Annotated in this window: 16 protein-coding genes; 6 read left to right on the forward strand and 10 right to left on the reverse strand. The window is 72.1% G+C overall.

Annotated features, from left to right (window positions below; genetic code table 11):
* Nucleotides 1–33 precede the first annotated feature (33 nt).
* A complete protein-coding gene (locus tag AC0VY3_RS09370) occupies nucleotides 34–600 on the forward strand; it encodes a GNAT family N-acetyltransferase (protein WP_103509087.1) in 567 nt (188 codons plus the stop codon).
* A gap of 48 nt (nucleotides 601–648) precedes the next feature.
* Here the strand turns inward: AC0VY3_RS09370 and AC0VY3_RS09375 are convergent, their stop codons facing one another.
* A complete protein-coding gene (locus tag AC0VY3_RS09375) occupies nucleotides 649–1,065 on the reverse strand; it encodes a hypothetical protein (RefSeq protein WP_475549404.1) in 417 nt (138 codons plus the stop codon).
* 188 nt (nucleotides 1,066–1,253) lie between these two features.
* Here AC0VY3_RS09375 and AC0VY3_RS09380 point away from each other — a divergent pair, with 188 nt between their 5' ends.
* On the forward strand, nucleotides 1,254–1,670 hold the full coding sequence (locus AC0VY3_RS09380) for a hypothetical protein (protein WP_475549405.1): 417 nt from the start codon (nucleotides 1,254–1,256) through the stop codon (nucleotides 1,668–1,670).
* A 151-nt stretch (nucleotides 1,671–1,821) separates the two neighbouring features.
* Entirely contained in the window at nucleotides 1,822–2,214 is a 393-nt protein-coding gene (locus AC0VY3_RS09385) for a cupin domain-containing protein (RefSeq protein ID WP_103509088.1), read from the forward strand.
* Nucleotides 2,215–2,376: 162 nt separating this feature from the next.
* Here AC0VY3_RS09385 and glnA read toward each other — a convergent pair whose 3' ends face one another.
* Nucleotides 2,377–3,786 (reverse strand): type I glutamate--ammonia ligase, encoded by a 1,410-nt coding sequence (gene glnA, locus AC0VY3_RS09390; RefSeq protein ID WP_030080762.1) that lies wholly within the window; start codon nucleotides 3,784–3,786, stop codon nucleotides 2,377–2,379.
* 294 nt (nucleotides 3,787–4,080) lie between these two features.
* Here glnA and AC0VY3_RS09395 point away from each other — a divergent pair, with 294 nt between their 5' ends.
* Nucleotides 4,081–4,488 (forward strand): RDD family protein, encoded by a 408-nt coding sequence (locus AC0VY3_RS09395; protein WP_170994575.1) that lies wholly within the window; start codon nucleotides 4,081–4,083, stop codon nucleotides 4,486–4,488.
* 233 nt (nucleotides 4,489–4,721) lie between these two features.
* Here AC0VY3_RS09395 and AC0VY3_RS09400 read toward each other — a convergent pair whose 3' ends face one another.
* The 4 genes from AC0VY3_RS09400 to lipB all read right to left on the reverse strand — a co-directional run bounded on the left by AC0VY3_RS09400 (nucleotide 4,722) and on the right by lipB (nucleotide 8,006).
* Nucleotides 4,722–5,429, reverse strand: coding sequence for a DUF4191 domain-containing protein (locus AC0VY3_RS09400; RefSeq protein ID WP_103509090.1), 708 nt, complete (start codon nucleotides 5,427–5,429; stop codon nucleotides 4,722–4,724).
* 68 nt (nucleotides 5,430–5,497) lie between these two features.
* Entirely contained in the window at nucleotides 5,498–5,698 is a 201-nt protein-coding gene (locus AC0VY3_RS09405) for an SCO2195 family GlnR-regulated protein (protein WP_096631684.1), read from the reverse strand.
* Nucleotides 5,699–5,967: 269 nt separating this feature from the next.
* Complete coding sequence (gene lipA / locus AC0VY3_RS09410; protein WP_103509091.1) at nucleotides 5,968–6,945, reverse strand: lipoyl synthase; 978 nt, start codon at nucleotides 6,943–6,945, stop codon at nucleotides 5,968–5,970.
* 221 nt (nucleotides 6,946–7,166) lie between these two features.
* The gene (gene lipB / locus AC0VY3_RS09415; RefSeq protein WP_103509092.1) at nucleotides 7,167–8,006 is read right to left on the reverse strand and encodes a lipoyl(octanoyl) transferase LipB; all 840 of its coding nucleotides are present in this window, start codon (nucleotides 8,004–8,006) and stop codon (nucleotides 7,167–7,169) included.
* A 378-nt stretch (nucleotides 8,007–8,384) separates the two neighbouring features.
* Here lipB and AC0VY3_RS09420 point away from each other — a divergent pair, with 378 nt between their 5' ends.
* Complete coding sequence (locus AC0VY3_RS09420; protein ID WP_475549406.1) at nucleotides 8,385–9,965, forward strand: regulator; 1,581 nt, start codon at nucleotides 8,385–8,387, stop codon at nucleotides 9,963–9,965.
* A 51-nt stretch (nucleotides 9,966–10,016) separates the two neighbouring features.
* Here the strand turns inward: AC0VY3_RS09420 and AC0VY3_RS09425 are convergent, their stop codons facing one another.
* Both AC0VY3_RS09425 and AC0VY3_RS09430 read right to left on the reverse strand, forming a co-directional pair.
* Nucleotides 10,017–11,396: an FAD-dependent oxidoreductase gene (locus tag AC0VY3_RS09425; protein WP_103508287.1), complete on the reverse strand. Its 1,380-nt coding sequence runs from the start codon at nucleotides 11,394–11,396 to the stop codon at nucleotides 10,017–10,019.
* Between the two features lie 179 nt (nucleotides 11,397–11,575).
* Complete coding sequence (locus tag AC0VY3_RS09430) at nucleotides 11,576–12,475, reverse strand: TIGR01777 family oxidoreductase (protein WP_475549407.1); 900 nt, start codon at nucleotides 12,473–12,475, stop codon at nucleotides 11,576–11,578.
* A 62-nt stretch (nucleotides 12,476–12,537) separates the two neighbouring features.
* On the opposite strand from AC0VY3_RS09430, the gene AC0VY3_RS09435 reads away from it, so the two are divergent.
* Nucleotides 12,538–13,059, forward strand: a complete 522-nt coding sequence (locus AC0VY3_RS09435; RefSeq protein WP_475549408.1) for an N-acetyltransferase family protein — start codon at nucleotides 12,538–12,540, stop codon at nucleotides 13,057–13,059.
* Between the two features lie 8 nt (nucleotides 13,060–13,067).
* Here AC0VY3_RS09435 and AC0VY3_RS09440 read toward each other — a convergent pair whose 3' ends face one another.
* On the reverse strand, nucleotides 13,068–13,592 hold the full coding sequence (locus tag AC0VY3_RS09440) for a DUF4240 domain-containing protein (protein ID WP_242736522.1): 525 nt from the start codon (nucleotides 13,590–13,592) through the stop codon (nucleotides 13,068–13,070).
* Nucleotides 13,593–13,654: 62 nt separating this feature from the next.
* Entirely contained in the window at nucleotides 13,655–14,644 is a 990-nt protein-coding gene (locus AC0VY3_RS09445; protein WP_103508291.1) for a helix-turn-helix transcriptional regulator, read from the reverse strand.
* Nucleotides 14,645–14,653: the final 9 nt, after the last annotated feature.

Genomic DNA, 14,653 nt, shown 5'->3' on the forward strand with positions numbered 1-14,653 from the left:
CCCTGCCTGCACACACACCAGTCTGGAGCCCCGATGAGCGACCTGTGGACCGGCGAGAGGGTACGCCTGCGGGGCATCGAACCGCAGGACTGGGAGGGCTTCCGGGCCCTGGCCCTGCACACCGTGGACGCCCGTAACGCCGACGTGGTGGAACCTCCGCGTTCGGACGAGAGCTTCCGCGCCTGGACCACCGAACGCGCCGGCCGCGCCCCGAACCCGGCCTCGTACCAACTGGTCATCGAGACCCGCTTCGAGCACGCCTTCGTGGGCGCGGTGTCGGTCGGCGAGACGGACGCGAGGGCGGGCCGCTTCCGTACGGGCATCGAGGTCACCCGCGAACACCGCCGCCAGGGCTACGCGGCCGAGGCCACCGAACTGATCCTCACCTACATGTTCGCCGAACAGCGCTGCCACAAGTGCGAGGTGGAGGTCTACGCCTTCAACGACGCGTCGCTGGCCCTCTACCGCAGACTCGGCTTCGTGGAGGAGGGCCGCCTGCGCCAGCACGAGTTCTTCGCGGGCACGTACCACGACGTGGTCCTGCTGGGCATCACGGCGGACGAGTACTGGGCGGGACGGGCACGGCCCTCGCTGCGCTGACACCACGCGCACGTCCCGCCCACGCCCCGCCGTGCGGACCCTTGGCGATCAGTGGGCCCGCTGCCCCGTCGAGGCGGCGGAGCTCGCGAACTCGAACGTGAAGTGGGTGCCGTCCAGTACGTCGCTGGCGATGACCTTCCACTGGCCCGCCGTGGTGGTCTTGTAGGCGCTCTGGCAGTAGTTGAGGCCACCGCTGCTGCTGTAGAAGCAAACCCGCACCCTGCGGATGGTGTTGGTCTTGATGTTGATGTCGGCGCAGTTGCCGGTCGTGAAGTACGTGACGCTCTGCGGCTGGAGGAAGGCGCCCGACGGCTTGCTGTAGCTCCAGGCGTTGCCGTAGCAGGACTGGGCGCCCGCATCGCCCTGGGCTGCCGCGCCGGCCGCGCCGGCCGTGCCGCCGACGAGACCGGCCCCGGCGAGCGCGCCGGTCATGGCGACGGCGAGGAAACGCTTGCGGATCTGCATGAGAAACCCCCGTGTTGTCGATGCCTGCGACCCAACCCCCGTTGAACCGGGCCGAAGACCACCGGCGACCACGATGGCGGACCGCGCCCGGGCGCGGTACCTGGAATGTTGTAGGTACGGCCTGCTCCGCCCGCCCGCCACAGTGGCGGGAGACGCACGTCAGCACACCCAACGGGGAAGGGCCCTCCATGAACCTCCACAAGCGGTTCGCCACCGTCGTCATGACCGGCGCACTCATCGGCGGTGGCCTGCTCGCCACCGGAAGCGCCACCGCGGCCACCCCGGGGGAGGTGGCCGCCCAGTCCTGCTACGGCAACGCCAGGACCTACACGAAGGCGACGGGCACGCAGATCTACCCGAACTACCCCACGTTCAACTACCTCAAGACGACGAGCAGCTGCGCCGACATCAACATCAAGACCGGCACGGACCGTTACGTGAAGGTCTGCTTCCTCCCGCGGAGTGGTGGCAGGAGCTGCCAGGCCGACTACAAGCTCGCGAAGGCCGGCAGCTGGAAAGTGATCGCCACGAACGTCAAGGACAACACGCAGTACCAGTTCCACTTCCGGAGCGACGCCAAGTCGACAGGGTCGTACGCTTCTTGACCGGACCGGACCGGACCGTCAGGCGAACCGTGAGGCGGGCAGCGGCAGAGCTGACCGAACAGTTCACTTTCGTGGTCGGCACGGACGGCGTGCTTCGGCGGGCTCCCCGGCGCAGCGCCGCCGCATGACCGGCGCTGCTAGCGTCCCTCACGTGAACGACAGCGTGTACGTGGGCAACGCGGGCAAGGATGCGGCACTGGACCGAGGATGGCTCCTCGGGCACTTCAAGGACGCCGGCGACCCGCGCCACAGCGAGGCCGTGGAGATCAAATGGGGCGTCCACCCCCGTGCCGACAGGCGATCGCAGTGGGTGAGGGGCGAGGAACGCACGGCTCTCCTGGTTCTCATCAGCGGGCGCTTCCGCGTCGAACTGCCGGGCCGTGACGTCCTGCTGGCGGAGCAGGGCGACTACGTCGTGTGGGGGCGCGGAGTCGATCACTCATGGTTCGCGGAGGAGGAGTCGGTGGTCCTGACGGTCCGCTGGCCGTCCGTGCCGGGCTATGCGGTCATGCCCGGCGACTACAAGATGCCTGATTCCCACTGACTCCACCGTCGGACACCTCAGGGCGGAACCGCGGACCGCGTCGGCCACCCGGACCGACGTCCTGCCATGGGCGGGGTTCACCGTGTGGGCCCATGAAGAAGGCCGTCGGCCGCACCCCCGAAGGGGTACGGCCGACGGCCCACGGTCGGCGCGACCTGTGGCTTAGATGTCGAAGTACAGCTCGAACTCGTGCGGGTGCGGTCGCAGCTGGATCGGGGCGATCTCGTTCGTGCGCTTGTAGTCGATCCACGTCTCGATCAGGTCCGACGTGAAGACGCCGCCCGCCTGGAGGTACTCGTTGTCCGCCTCCAGGGCGTCGAGCACGGCCGGGAGGGAGGTCGGGACCTGCTGGACGTTGGCGTGCTCCTCGGGAGCCAGCTCGTAGAGGTCCTTGTCGATCGGCTCGGCCGGCTCGATCTTGTTCTTCACGCCGTCCAGGCCCGCCATCAGCAGCGCGGAGAACGCGAGGTACGGGTTGGAGGACGGGTCCGGGGCGCGGAACTCGACGCGCTTGGCCTTCGGGTTCGAGCCGGTGATCGGGATGCGCATCGCGGCGGAACGGTTCCGCTGCGAGTACACCATGTTGACCGGGGCCTCGAAGCCGGGGACCAGGCGGTGGTAGGAGTTCACCGTCGGGTTGGTGAAGGCCAGCAGCGACGGGGCGTGCTTCAGGATGCCGCCGATGTAGTAGCGGGCCATGTCCGACAGGCCGGCGTAACCCTGCTCGTCGTAGAAGAGCGGCGAGCCGCCCTGCCACAGCGACTGGTGCACGTGCATGCCCGAGCCGTTGTCGCCGAAGATCGGCTTCGGCATGAAGGTCGCGGTCTTGCCGTTGCGCCAGGCGACGTTCTTCACGATGTACTTGAAGAGCATCAGGTCGTCGGCCGCAGCGAGCAGCGTGTTGAACTTGTAGTTGATCTCGGCCTGGCCGGCGGTGCCGACCTCGTGGTGCTGGCGCTCGACCTGGAGGCCGTTCTTGTCCAGCTCCAGGGAGATCTCCGCACGCAGGTCGGCGAAGTGGTCCACCGGCGGGGCCGGGAAGTAGCCGCCCTTGTAGCGGACCTTGTAGCCGCGGTTGTTCTCGACCGCACCGGTGTTCCAGGCGCCGGCCTCGGAGTCGATGTGGTAGAAGCTCTCGTTCGCCGACGTCTGGAAGCGGACGTTGTCGAAGACGTAGAACTCGGCCTCGGGGCCGAAGTACGCGGTGTCCGCGATGCCGGTCGAGGCGAGGTAGGCCTCGGCCTTCTTGGCGATGTTGCGCGGGTCACGGCTGTACTGCTCGCCCGTGATCGGGTCGTGGATGAAGAAGTTGATGTTGACGGTCTTGTCGCGGCGGAAGGGGTCCACCCGGGCCGTCGACAGGTCGGCGCGCAGCGCCATGTCGGACTCGTGGATGGCCTGGAAGCCGCGGATCGACGAACCGTCGAAGGCCAGTTCCTCGGCCGGGTCGAAGGTCGCTGCCGGGATCGTGAAGTGCTGCATCACCCCGGGCAGGTCGCAGAACCGGACATCGATGAACTTGACGTCGTTGTCCGCTACGTACTTCTGCACTTCGTCGGCGTTCTGGAACATCCAACTCCTCCTACTCCCGGCCCGGGAGGGACGGGGTTGTAGCTCGTGGTGCGGCCAGTGCGGTGGCGCACGCTGGACCCGACCATAGGCAGGCGTGATTTCTCAAGCGTGACCCATTTGTTTCGCCCAAGTTAACCGGGGCGGTGGTGGGCGGCATCTCAGCGGCTGTCTCCGCGCGGCTGTTTCCGTGCCCCGCCCGGCCGGGGGCAAACATGGGCGCAGTACCGTGGACGGGTGGACAACAGGCAAGCAATCGGATCGTGGCTCTCGGGGCCCCGCGCGGCCGCCGAACAGATGGGCGCCGACTTCGGCTACCGGGGCAAGGGGCTGGGGCTGCCCGAGGAGGGGCCCGGCTCGGTCGCTCCGCTCGGGCGGCGCTTCGGGGCCCTCTTCATCGACTGGTCGCTCTGCATGGTGATCGCATACGGGCTGTTCGCTCGCGGTGACCAGCAGGCGGCCGGGAACTGGGCGCTCGGGATCTTCCTCGTGATGAGCCTGCTGACCGTCGGGACCATCGGCTGCACGCCCGGCAAGCGCCTCCTGGGCGTCCGGGTGGTCGCCGAGGGCGGCGGGCGGCTCGGGCTCGTGCGCGTGGCCGTGCGGACCGTACTGCTGCTGCTCGTCATCCCCGCGCTGGTCTGGGACCGCGACGGGCGTGGGCTGCACGACCGGCTGTCGCGTTCCGTACAGGTGCGGATGTGACCCCCGTAGCCTCCCGAGGGGTGTGACCTCCCGGTGCGTGTGACCTTCCGAGGAGTGTGACCTTCCGAGGGGTGTGACCTCCCGGTGCGTGTGGCCGTGCGAGGCGTGTGACCTTCCGATGCGGTCGGCCCGGATGGGACCCCGGCCGCCCGGAGGCGTGAGAAACGGGGCGGCCCCGGGACCGTTCACCGGTCCGGGGCCGCCCCGTCGTGTGCGTACGTCGGCCGCCGCCGTCAGCGCATCTTTCCGCCGCGCGGCATCCGCATGCCCTTGGGCATCGGGCCCTTCGGCAGCGGCATGTTGCTCATCAGGTCGCCCATCGCGCGCAGCCGGTCGTTGGTGGCGGTCACCTGCGGGCCGGTCAGGACGCGGGGGAGCTTCAGCATCTTGGTGCGGACCTTCTTCAGGGGCACCTGGCCCTCGCCGTTGCCGACGATGATGTCGTGCACCGGCACGTCCACCACGATGCGGGCCATCTTCTTCTTCTCGGCCGCCAGCAGGCTCTTCACCCGGTTCGGGTTGCCCTCGGCCACCAGGACGATGCCGGCCTTGCCGACCGCCCGGTGGACGACGTCCTGGCTGCGGTTCATCGCCACCGCGGGGGTGGTGGTCCAGCCGCGTCCGATCCGGTCCAGGACGGCGGCCGCCGCTCCGGGCTGGCCCTCCATCTGTCCGAAGGCCGCCCGCTCGGCGCGCCGGCCGAAGATGATCGCCATCGCGAGGACGGCCAGGACGAAGCCCAGGATGCCCAGATAGACCGGGTGGCCGATCGCGAAGCCGATGCCGAGGAGGACACCGAACGTGAGGATTCCGACACCCGCGACGACAAGACCGATCTTGCTGTCGGTCCGCTTGGTCATCTTGTAGGTCAGGGCGATCTGCTTGAGCCGCCCTGCGTTCTCGGCGCTGTCCGCGCCTTCAGTTTTTGCCTTCCTCGCCATGTACCGAAGTTTACGTGGCGAGGGAGCGAGTCAGGAACGTGGGAGCGGTCCAGGAACGTGGGAGCGACCTAGGAACGGTGGTCGGCCACGGCTTCCAGCACGTGCTGGGCCTCCACCCGGTCCTTGGCGCGGCGGCGGTCCTCCAGGACGGCCGTCCAGGCGTTGCGGCGGGCGGTGCGCTGGCCGCCGCTCAGCAGCAGCGACTCGACCGCGCGCAGGGCGGTGGTGACGGACGGAAGAGCGTGGGCGCGGACCGGTGCGGCCTGCATCGTGGTGTTCCCCCTCGGAAGGATGCGCCCCGGGGGCGCGGATGAGTGTGGGAAGCAGTGACGGCGGCGGCTGCCGGAGTCGCTGCCGCACGTGTACCTAGGGTCACTGCTTGGTGTTACCAGCGCGTGACCGGGCGGTCAAACACCAATGAAGCCTTGATTCCGGTGCCGCGCACGCCGAAGCGGTCCGTACGCGTCCCCCACCTGCGGGGAGCGTCCGGACCGCTTCGGTCACGCGGTTACGGCGCGGTAGCCGCTCGTGAGCGGATTCACACGGCCGGTGCGGCCTGGATGCTCCCGGCGGCGACGCCGCGCGCCTCCATCGCCTGCTGGAACAGACGGCCCGCGCGGTACGAGGACCGCACCAGCGGACCCGACATCACGCCGGAGTAGCCGATCGCGTCGGCCTCGTCCTTCAGCTCGACGAACTCCATCGGCTTCACCCAGCGCTCGACCGGGTGGTGCCGTACGGAGGGGCGGAGGTACTGCGTAATCGTGATGAGCTCGCAACCTGCGTCGTACAGGTCCTGGAGCGCCTCGCTGACTTCCTCGCGGGTCTCGCCCATGCCGAGGATCAGGTTGGACTTGGTGACCAGACCGGCCTCGCGGGCCCGGGTGATGACCTCCAGGGAACGCTCGTAGCGGAAGCCGGGGCGGATCCGCTTGAAGATCCGCGGCACCGTCTCCACGTTGTGCGCGAGCACCTCGGGGCGCGAGGAGAAGACCTCGGCGAGCTGCTCGGGCTCCGCGTTGAAGTCGGGGATCAGCAGCTCGACCTTGGTCGCGCCGGCCTCCCGCTCCGCGGTGAGCGCGTGGATCTGGCGGACGGTCTCGGCGTACAGCCAGGCGCCGCCGTCCTCCAGGTCGTCGCGGGCGACGCCGGTGATGGTGGCGTAGTTCAGGTCCATCGTGACGACCGACTCGCCGACACGGCGGGGCTCGTCACGGTCCAGCGCCTGCGGCTTGCCCGTGTCGATCTGGCAGAAGTCGCAGCGCCGGGTGCACTGGTCGCCGCCGATGAGGAAGGTGGCCTCGCGGTCCTCCCAGCACTCGAAGATGTTGGGACAGCCCGCCTCCTGGCAGACCGTGTGCAGCCCTTCGCCCTTCACCAGCTGTTGCAGCTGCTTGTACTCGGGGCCCATCTTCGCCCGCGTTTTGATCCACTCGGGCTTGCGCTCGATGGGGGTCTGGCTGTTTCGGACCTCCAGGCGCAGCATCTTGCGCCCGTCGGGTGCGACAGCGGACACTCCGGCTCCCCTTTGCTATCTGCTGCGTTGGATTCGCGGTTCGCTTCGCGGTTCGCTTCGCGGTTCGAACCGCGGTTCGGATGTGCTTTGGATTCTTTGGCTAACACCAGGGTACGCCCGTACATCAGACGGTCCTACGCCTGCCCAACCTGCGGCCGGCGGGGCCTATTCCCCGGCCGATGGCGGCGGTCGGGGCTACCGGCCGGTACGGCCGGTCGGCCCTAGGCGGGCGCGGGCGCCGGGGCGGGCGTCGGAGCCGGGGCCGCGGCCTTCGGCTGGTCCACCGCCCGCGGAGCGAGCTCCGCGTTCTCCAGGATGTCCCGCAGGTGCTTCTCGACGACCGGCAGCACCTCCTCGATCGTGATCTCCCGGCCCAGCTCGTTGGAGAGGGACGTGACCCCGGCGTCGCGGATGCCGCACGGCACGATCCGGTCGAACCAGGTGTTGTCCGGGTTCACGTTGATCGCGAAGCCGTGCATCGTGACGCCCTTGGCGACCCGGATCCCGATCGCGGCCAGCTTGCGGTCCTCGCGGCGCTGGCCGGCGTTGGACGGGGCGTACTCCGGGCCGTTCAGCCGCGGGTCGAACTCCTCGTCCTGGAGTCGCGGGTCGAAGTCCAGCGAGAGGCCGCCCAGCGCCTGGCGCTGTTCGACCGGGTCGCCGAGCACCCAGACGCCGCTGCGGCCCTCGACCCGGGTGGTCTCCACGCCGAAGTCGGCGGCCGTGCGGATCAGCGCGTCCTCCAGCCGGCGCACGTGCGCCACGACGTCGACCGGGCGCGGCAGCTTCTGGATCGGGTAGCCGACGAGCTGCCCGGGGCCGTGCCAGGTGATCTTCCCGCCGCGGTCCACATCGATGACCGGGGTGCCGTCCAGCGGCCGCTCACTGTCCGCCGTGCGGCGTCCCGCGGTGTAGACGGGAGGGTGTTCCAGGAGCAGACAGGTGTCCGGCACGCGGTCCTCGAACCGGTCCGCGTGCACCTCCCGCTGCTTCTGCCAAGCCTCCGTGTATTCGACGGCCTGTTCGCCGAAGCCCAGACGGACGAACCGCAGCTCGCTCACCGATGCCTCCCTAGGTGGCCCCGCATGCCCGGAGGGGTGTCCCCGGGATGACGGCGCCCTGCACTGATCGCGCCCGCATCCACTGTACGGCCGTCGCCCGAACGGCCCCCCGGCAGGTGGAACGGCCGCAGCCGGGATACGCCGTACCGCACTCATGGGCACGTCGGCCCGCACCCGCGGGCACGCCGGCCCGGATCTCTTGGGCGCACCGGCCCCGCACTCAGGTGTCGGACGTTTCCGTCAGCTCTGTCCGGAATCCTCACACGATCGGATGAACGTGGAGCAAAGGGTGGCGGTGACCGCCCCGGTGGCCGCTAAATTCGCGCCGTTCCCATGAGGGCTGCCCGTCCGGCCCCGAAGGCAGGAGACCGTACAGCGATGTCGGAACGACCCCCGCAGCGCACGCCCAACCGCCGACTCGCCTCACTCATCGCGGAAGCCGGGTTCTCGCACGCAGGCCTGGCCCGCCGGGTCGATCAGCTCGGCCTCGAACACGGCCTCGACCTGCGGTACGACAAAACCTCGGTCACCCGCTGGCTCCGGGGACAGCAGCCGCGCGGCACCACGCCCGCGCTGATCGCCGAGGTGTTCACCCGGCGGCTCGGGCGACGGCTCTCCGCGCAGGATCTCGGGCTCGACGCCTGCGCCCCCGTCTACGCGGGGCTGGAGTTCGCGGCCACGCCCACCGAGGCGGTCGACATCGTCAGCGGCCTCTGGCGCAAGGACTCCGGTACGCACACGGAGTTTCGCAAGATCGCCTTCACGCCCGCCGGACTCGTCGTGCCCAGCCGGGACTGGCTGATCGGCCGGGCCGACGAATGGGTGGCCCGGGACGGCGGCGCCGCCCGCCGGGCCGGGGGAGAGGCCGGGGCGTCCGGGCGTACGGACGGGGCGCAGCGCACCGAGGGCCGGGGCCTGCCGCGCCCGGCCGCCGGACCGCTGCGGCCCACGCCCCCGGGCCCGCCCGCCACACATCCGCCCGCCGCGCACCCGCCGACGACCGCGGGGCCGCTGCCCGTGGTCCCGCGCCAGCGGCAGACCAACAGCGGCACCGGGCTGCGGGTCGGCGGCGGGGACGTCGCCGCGCTGCGCTCGGTCGGCGAGCTCTTCCGCACCCTCGACCACGCGTACGGCGGCGGCCACGCCCGGCAGGCCCTCGTGCGGTATCTGGAGCACGAGGCCGAGCCGATGCTCCGGGGCACGTACGGCGAGGCCACCGGGCGACGGCTGTTCGCCGCGGTCGCCGACCTGACCCGGCTGGCCGGCTGGACCTCGTACGACATCGCCGCCCACGGCCTCGCCCAGCGGTACTTCGTCCAGGCGCTGCGGCTCGCCCAGGCCGCCGGCGACCGCGGTTACGGCGCCTATGTGCTGATCACGATGAGCCGGCAGGCGGTCTACCTCGGGCACGGCCGGGAGGCCGTCCAGCTCGCCCGGGTCGCCCAGCAGGGGGTCGGCTCGGCGGCTCCGCCCCTCGTCCAGGCGCTGCTGCACGCGGTGGAGGCGCGCGGCCACGGCGTGCTCGGCGAGGCGCGCTCCTGCACCGCCGCCCTGACCCGGGCCGAACACGCCCTGGAGGCCGCCCGCCCCGGCGACGAGGTGCCGCACTGGGCCCGCACCTTCGACGAGGCGCAGCTCGCCGACGAGCTGAGCCACTGCCACCGCGACCTCCAGCAGTACCGGGCCGCCGCCCAGCACGCCGAGCGGTCGCTCGCGCTGCGCGCCCCGGCGTACGCCCGGAGCAGGCTGTTCTGCCGGGTGGTCCTCGCCTCGGCCCGCCTCGGCCTGGGCGAGCTGGACCAGGCCTGCCAGCTGGGCGCGGAGGCGGCCCAGCAGGCGGCCGAGATGCGCTCGGTGCGCGCCACGGAGTACGTACGCGTCTTCGAGCGCAGCCTGGAGCCCTACCGGGACGCCGTCGCCGTACGCGGCTACCGCGACCGGGTCGCCGCCCTCGGCTGAGCCCCGCGGGACACGGCGACCCAGGGCTCACGGGACGCGGCGGCCCGGGGCTCACGCGGCCCGGGGCAGGCTCCCCTCATGGGCGCCGGGCACGGCCAGGTCGGTGAGGATCGCCTCCGCCGCCCGGCGGCCCGAGTGCAGCGCGCCCTGGACCGAGCTCGTGTCGCGGTGGTCGCCGCACACATACAGCCCGGCCAGCACCCGCACCGGCCGGCGCGGATCGTGCGGGGCCTCCATCGCGGGCACCGCCTCCGGGTCGTGATGGGCCGCCAGCAGCTCCCAGCCGTCCGTCGGCACGCCGTACAGCGACGCCAGATGCGCCCGCACCGAGCGGTCCAGGTCCGGCGGCGGGGTGCCGAGCACCGTCGAGGTGATCAGCGCCCGGCCCTCCGGCGCCCGCGAGGGGTCGACCTCGCTCATCACCGCGGTGTACGCCACCGGGCCCGACCGGTCCCCGTCCAGCACCAGCGACCTGCCCGTCGGCGGCGGGACGGGCGCTGTGTGGTGAAGGACCGTCACCGGGTGGAAGGACGGCACCCGCAGACCGGGCAGCAGCTCGGCCGCCGCCCCCGCGCCGGTCGCCAGCAGCAGCGAACGGCACCCCAGCTCACCGTGTTCCTTGGTGCGTACGGAGGTGATGTCGGCGGCCGTCACATGCACCCCGGTCCTGACCGTGCCAGGCGGCAGCGAGGCCGCCAGCAGCTCCGGCAGCGCGGACGAACCGCCCGCCGGTACGCACAGCCCGCCGCGTGCGTAGTCCCGCAGCGCGAGATCGGCGCACCGGCTCGACGTGGTGAGGGCGGGGTCGCTGAGCAGTGCGGTGAGGAGCGGGCGCAGGACGCCGTCCACCGTACGGGCGGGCAGCCCGACGCCGGCCAGCGCTCCGGCGACCGTGCGCTCCGGGCGGGCCAGCAGCCGGGCCCGGGGGGTGGCCGCCAGCCGGGACAGCGCCGCGCCCAGCCGGGCCCGGTCGATCGCCCCGGTCACCACCCCGCCCCGGCCGCCGCCGCGTGCCGGAGCTCCGTGCTCGTGCCCGTACGTGCTCTGCGCCGCCCAGGGCGTGCGGGGCGCTCGTGGGGCGCTCGAACGGGTGCGTGCCGCCTTGAGTGCGCCCCTCGCGCTCCGTATGTCGCCGGTGAGATGGCGGCGGCCCTCGCTGTGGACCAGGAGCCCCGGCGCGAACTCCCGCAGCTCCGGGGCGCCGAGCCCCGGGGTGCCGGCCAGCTCGGGCCAGGAGGTGCAGAGGAGCGGGCCGAGCCGGTCCAGCCGGAACCCGTCCACCTCGTCGGTGGCGAGCCGGCCGCCCACCCGGGGCGCCGCCTCCAGGACGCTGACGCCGAGCCCCGCCCCGATGAGCAGGTGGGCCGCTGACAGGCCGGCGATTCCGGCCCCGATGATGACCACGTCTGCGTGGTGTGCCGTGCTGCGCACGTGCCCCTCCCCGAGTCGGTGCGACTGGTGGGGGGCTCTTGCCCCCAACAGGCCCCCGGAATGCCGGAGTTCGCATCGAGGCTAGGAGGATGGCTGATACTGGGTCAGACGCGCGCCGGGGAGCACCGGGGCACGGGGTCGCACACGCCGCACCGGGCGGACCCCGAAGGGGCCGACGGTCAGCGCTGCGCGGCGCGGATCGCCCCGTCGATGCCGGGGAAGGCGAAGGTGAAGCCGGAGTCGAGCAGCTTCGACGGGAGCACCCGCTGACTGCCCAGCACATCCTCCGCGAACTCCCCGAGCACCAGCCGCAGCGCGGGCGCCGGCGCGGGGAACAGCGTCGGGCGGCGCAGCACCCGGCCCATCGCGGCGGTCACCTCGGCGTTGGTGACCGGCTCCGGACCGGTCAGGTTCACCGGCCCGGTCAGCGACTCGGTGTCCAGGATGTGGCGCAGCGCCGCGACGTGGTCGTGCAGCGCGATGAAGCTCCAGTACTGCCGGCCGTTGCCCAGCTTCCCGCCGAGACCCGCTTTGAACAGCGGGAAGAGCCGCCCCCAGGCCCCGCCCTCGCGGCCGACGACCAGGCCGGTCCGCGCGTGCACCGTACGGATGTCCGCCTCCTCGGCGGCGGCGGTGGCCGCCTCCCACTCCTCGCAGACCGAGGGCAGGAACCCCTCCCCGGGCGGCGCGCTCTCGTCCACCGGCCTGTCCCTGGTGTCGCCGTAGAAGCCGATGGCGGATCCGGAGAGCAGAACGCGGGGCGGGGCGTCGAGCGAGGCGACGGCCTCGGCGACGGCGGCCGTGCCGAGGACCCGGCTGTCCCGGATCTCCCGCTTGTAGGCCTCGGTCCAGCGGTGGTCTCCCACCCCGGCCCCGGCCAGATGCACGACGGCGTCGCAGCCGACGAGCCCGGCCACGTCCACGTAACCCCGCTGGGGGTCCCACTCGACCTCGTCGCCGGTTCTGGCGGGCCGGCGCACCAGGCGGGCCACCTCGTGCCCGTCGGTGCGCAGCGAGCGCACCAGCGCCGCTCCGATGAGTCCGGAAGATCCGCTGACGGCGATACGGGAGCTCGGCATGGGCCCATCCTGCCCCATGAATCGCCTCGAACACCGGGAACACCGCGTGGCACAGTGACCCCATGGCCGCACTCACCCTCCGCCCCGTCCGCCCCGCCGTGCCCGCCGACGACGACGAACTCGCCGAGCTCGACCGGTCCACCTGGTCGACGCTGCACGCGGTCCTGCCGCGGCCGGTGCCTCCGTACGAGCCCTTCTTCGACGAGGGGCACGGGCCGGGGGACTTCCTCGTGGTGGAGGCGGAGACGGCGGACGAGCAGGTGGGCATCGCCGGGTACATCCGGCTCGTCCCGCCCACCCCGCTCGCCTCGAACGCCCATGTGCGCCAGATACGCGGCCTCGCGGTGGCGAACTGGGCGCGCGGGGCCGGCGTCGGGCGGACCCTGCTGCGGGCCGCGTTCGCCGAGGCCCGCCGCCAGGGCGCCAACCGGATCACCCTGCGGGTCCTCGGGCACAACGACCCGGCCCGCGCGCTGTACGCCTCCGAGGGCTTCGCCGTCGAAGGGGTGCTGCCCGGGGAGTTCTTCCTGAACGGGCGTTACGTCGACGACGTCTGCATGGGCCGCTCGCTCGGACCCGCCTGACGCACCCGCTACGGGGTGGGCCCGAAGCGGTCCCACAGCTCGGGGAAGCGGGCGGCGAGCGCCTCCTCGTCCTCGAAGTCGACCGGGGAGCCCAGCGGCTCCGTGGTCTGCGGCGGCAGCCCCAGGTCCGGCGCGACCACCCCGGTGAGCTGCTCGTACGCCTCGTCGGCCGCGTACCCCAGATCCTCGCCGTCCCCGTCGATCTCCTCGTCGAAGTCCTCCAGCAGCTCCGCCAGGCTGTCCGGATCGTGCAGCGCCCCCTCGAAGACCTCCCGGCCCTGGCCGATCAGCCAGCAGCGGAAGTAGTCGAACGCGTCGTCGCTCGCCCCGCCCAGCAGCACGGCCGCCGCGCCCCACAGATCCCAGGCATAGGCGCGGTTGTAGCGGGCCTCGAAGTGCCGGGCGAAGTCCAGCACGGAATCGGGATCGAGCTGCACCAGCCGTTCCACCAGCAGGTCGGCGTGGTCCTCGGGGTCGCCCTCGGCGGCCTCGCGGGTGCTGTCGATGATCTCCCAGAATTCCGTTTCGTCCATCACGGGTCCAGCATCCAGCCTGACGAGGGCTCCCGCACGCGCAGACACCGAATTGAAGCCTTTCAGCGATACATCTCGCGCAGACGTTCGGCGGCCGCCGCGAACCGGAGGCGCAGCGACTCGGGCGCCAGCACCTCCAACTCGGGTCCCAGCGCCAGCAGCTGGCCGTACGCCACATCCGGCGATTCCACCGGCAGCGTGAGCGTGCGCCAGCCGTCCGGGTCCGGTTCGGATGCCTCCGCGAGCGCCGCCGCGGCCGCCGCCCGGTCACCGGCGTACGCGAGCATCCGCGCCCCGCGCCCGGACACCCGTACGGTCACCTCGGTCCGCAGCAGGGACCGGGCGAACCCGGCGGCCCGCTCCGCCCAGAACCCGGGCAGATCGAAGGTCTCGTCCCGCTCGAAGCGCTCCTCGGCGGGCTCCGCCGCGGTGAACCGGTCGATCCGGTAGACCCGGAAGTCCTCGCCCGCCCGGGCGCACAGGTACCAGACGCCGGCCTTGAGGACGAGACCGTACGGAGCGAGCTCCCGCGCCACCTCCGTACCTCCGTCGCCGGCCTCGCGGCCCCCGCCCCGGCGGTAGCGGGCCCGCAGCAGCCGGTCGTCCCAGACCGCGTCGGCGATGGCGGGCAGCAGTTCGGGGGTCTCCGGCTCGTGGTACCAGGAGGGCGCGTCCAGGTGGAAGCGGCGGGCGGCGGAGGAGGAGGCGTCGCGCAGCGAGGGCAGCAGCGCGGCCGACACCTTGAGGCGGGCCGCCGACGCCGCGTCCTCCAGGCCCATCTCGCGCAGCGCCGCGGGCAGTCCGGAGAGGAAGAGCGCCTCCGCCTCGTCCCGGGCGAGGCCGGTCAGCCGGGTGCGGTAGCCGCCGACGAGCCGGTAGCCGCCGGCCCGGCCGCGCTCCGCGTAGACCGGGACGCCCGCGTCGGAGAGCGCCTGCGCGTCCCGGGTGACCGTACGCTCCGACACCTCCAGCTCGGCCGCCAGCTCGGCGGCGGTCATCGCGGGGCGGGCCTGCAGGAGCAGCACCATCTTGATCAGCCGGGCAGCACGCATGAGCCCATT

The sequence above is a fragment of the Streptomyces sp. iso_384 genome (assembly GCF_056172905.1).

Bases quoted from the DNA above. Each gene is read 5' to 3' on its own strand.
- AC0VY3_RS09370 (WP_103509087.1), top strand. From the start codon at position 34: ATGAGCGACCTGTGGACCGGCGAGAGGGTACGCCTGCGGGGCATCGAA.
- AC0VY3_RS09375 (WP_475549404.1), bottom strand. From the start codon at position 1,065: ATGCAGATCCGCAAGCGTTTCCTCGCCGTCGCCATGACCGGCGCGCTC.
- AC0VY3_RS09380 (WP_475549405.1), top strand. From the start codon at position 1,254: ATGAACCTCCACAAGCGGTTCGCCACCGTCGTCATGACCGGCGCACTC.
- glnA (WP_030080762.1), bottom strand. From the start codon at position 3,786: ATGTTCCAGAACGCCGACGAAGTGCAGAAGTACGTAGCGGACAACGAC.
- AC0VY3_RS09395 (WP_170994575.1), top strand. From the start codon at position 4,081: ATGGGCGCCGACTTCGGCTACCGGGGCAAGGGGCTGGGGCTGCCCGAG.
- AC0VY3_RS09400 (WP_103509090.1), bottom strand. From the start codon at position 5,429: ATGGCGAGGAAGGCAAAAACTGAAGGCGCGGACAGCGCCGAGAACGCA.
- AC0VY3_RS09405 (WP_096631684.1), bottom strand. From the start codon at position 5,698: ATGCAGGCCGCACCGGTCCGCGCCCACGCTCTTCCGTCCGTCACCACC.
- AC0VY3_RS09420 (WP_475549406.1), top strand. From the start codon at position 8,385: ATGTCGGAACGACCCCCGCAGCGCACGCCCAACCGCCGACTCGCCTCA.
- AC0VY3_RS09430 (WP_475549407.1), bottom strand. From the start codon at position 12,475: ATGCCGAGCTCCCGTATCGCCGTCAGCGGATCTTCCGGACTCATCGGA.
- AC0VY3_RS09435 (WP_475549408.1), top strand. From the start codon at position 12,538: ATGGCCGCACTCACCCTCCGCCCCGTCCGCCCCGCCGTGCCCGCCGAC.
- AC0VY3_RS09440 (WP_242736522.1), bottom strand. From the start codon at position 13,592: ATGGACGAAACGGAATTCTGGGAGATCATCGACAGCACCCGCGAGGCC.
- AC0VY3_RS09445 (WP_103508291.1), bottom strand. From the start codon at position 14,644: ATGCGTGCTGCCCGGCTGATCAAGATGGTGCTGCTCCTGCAGGCCCGC.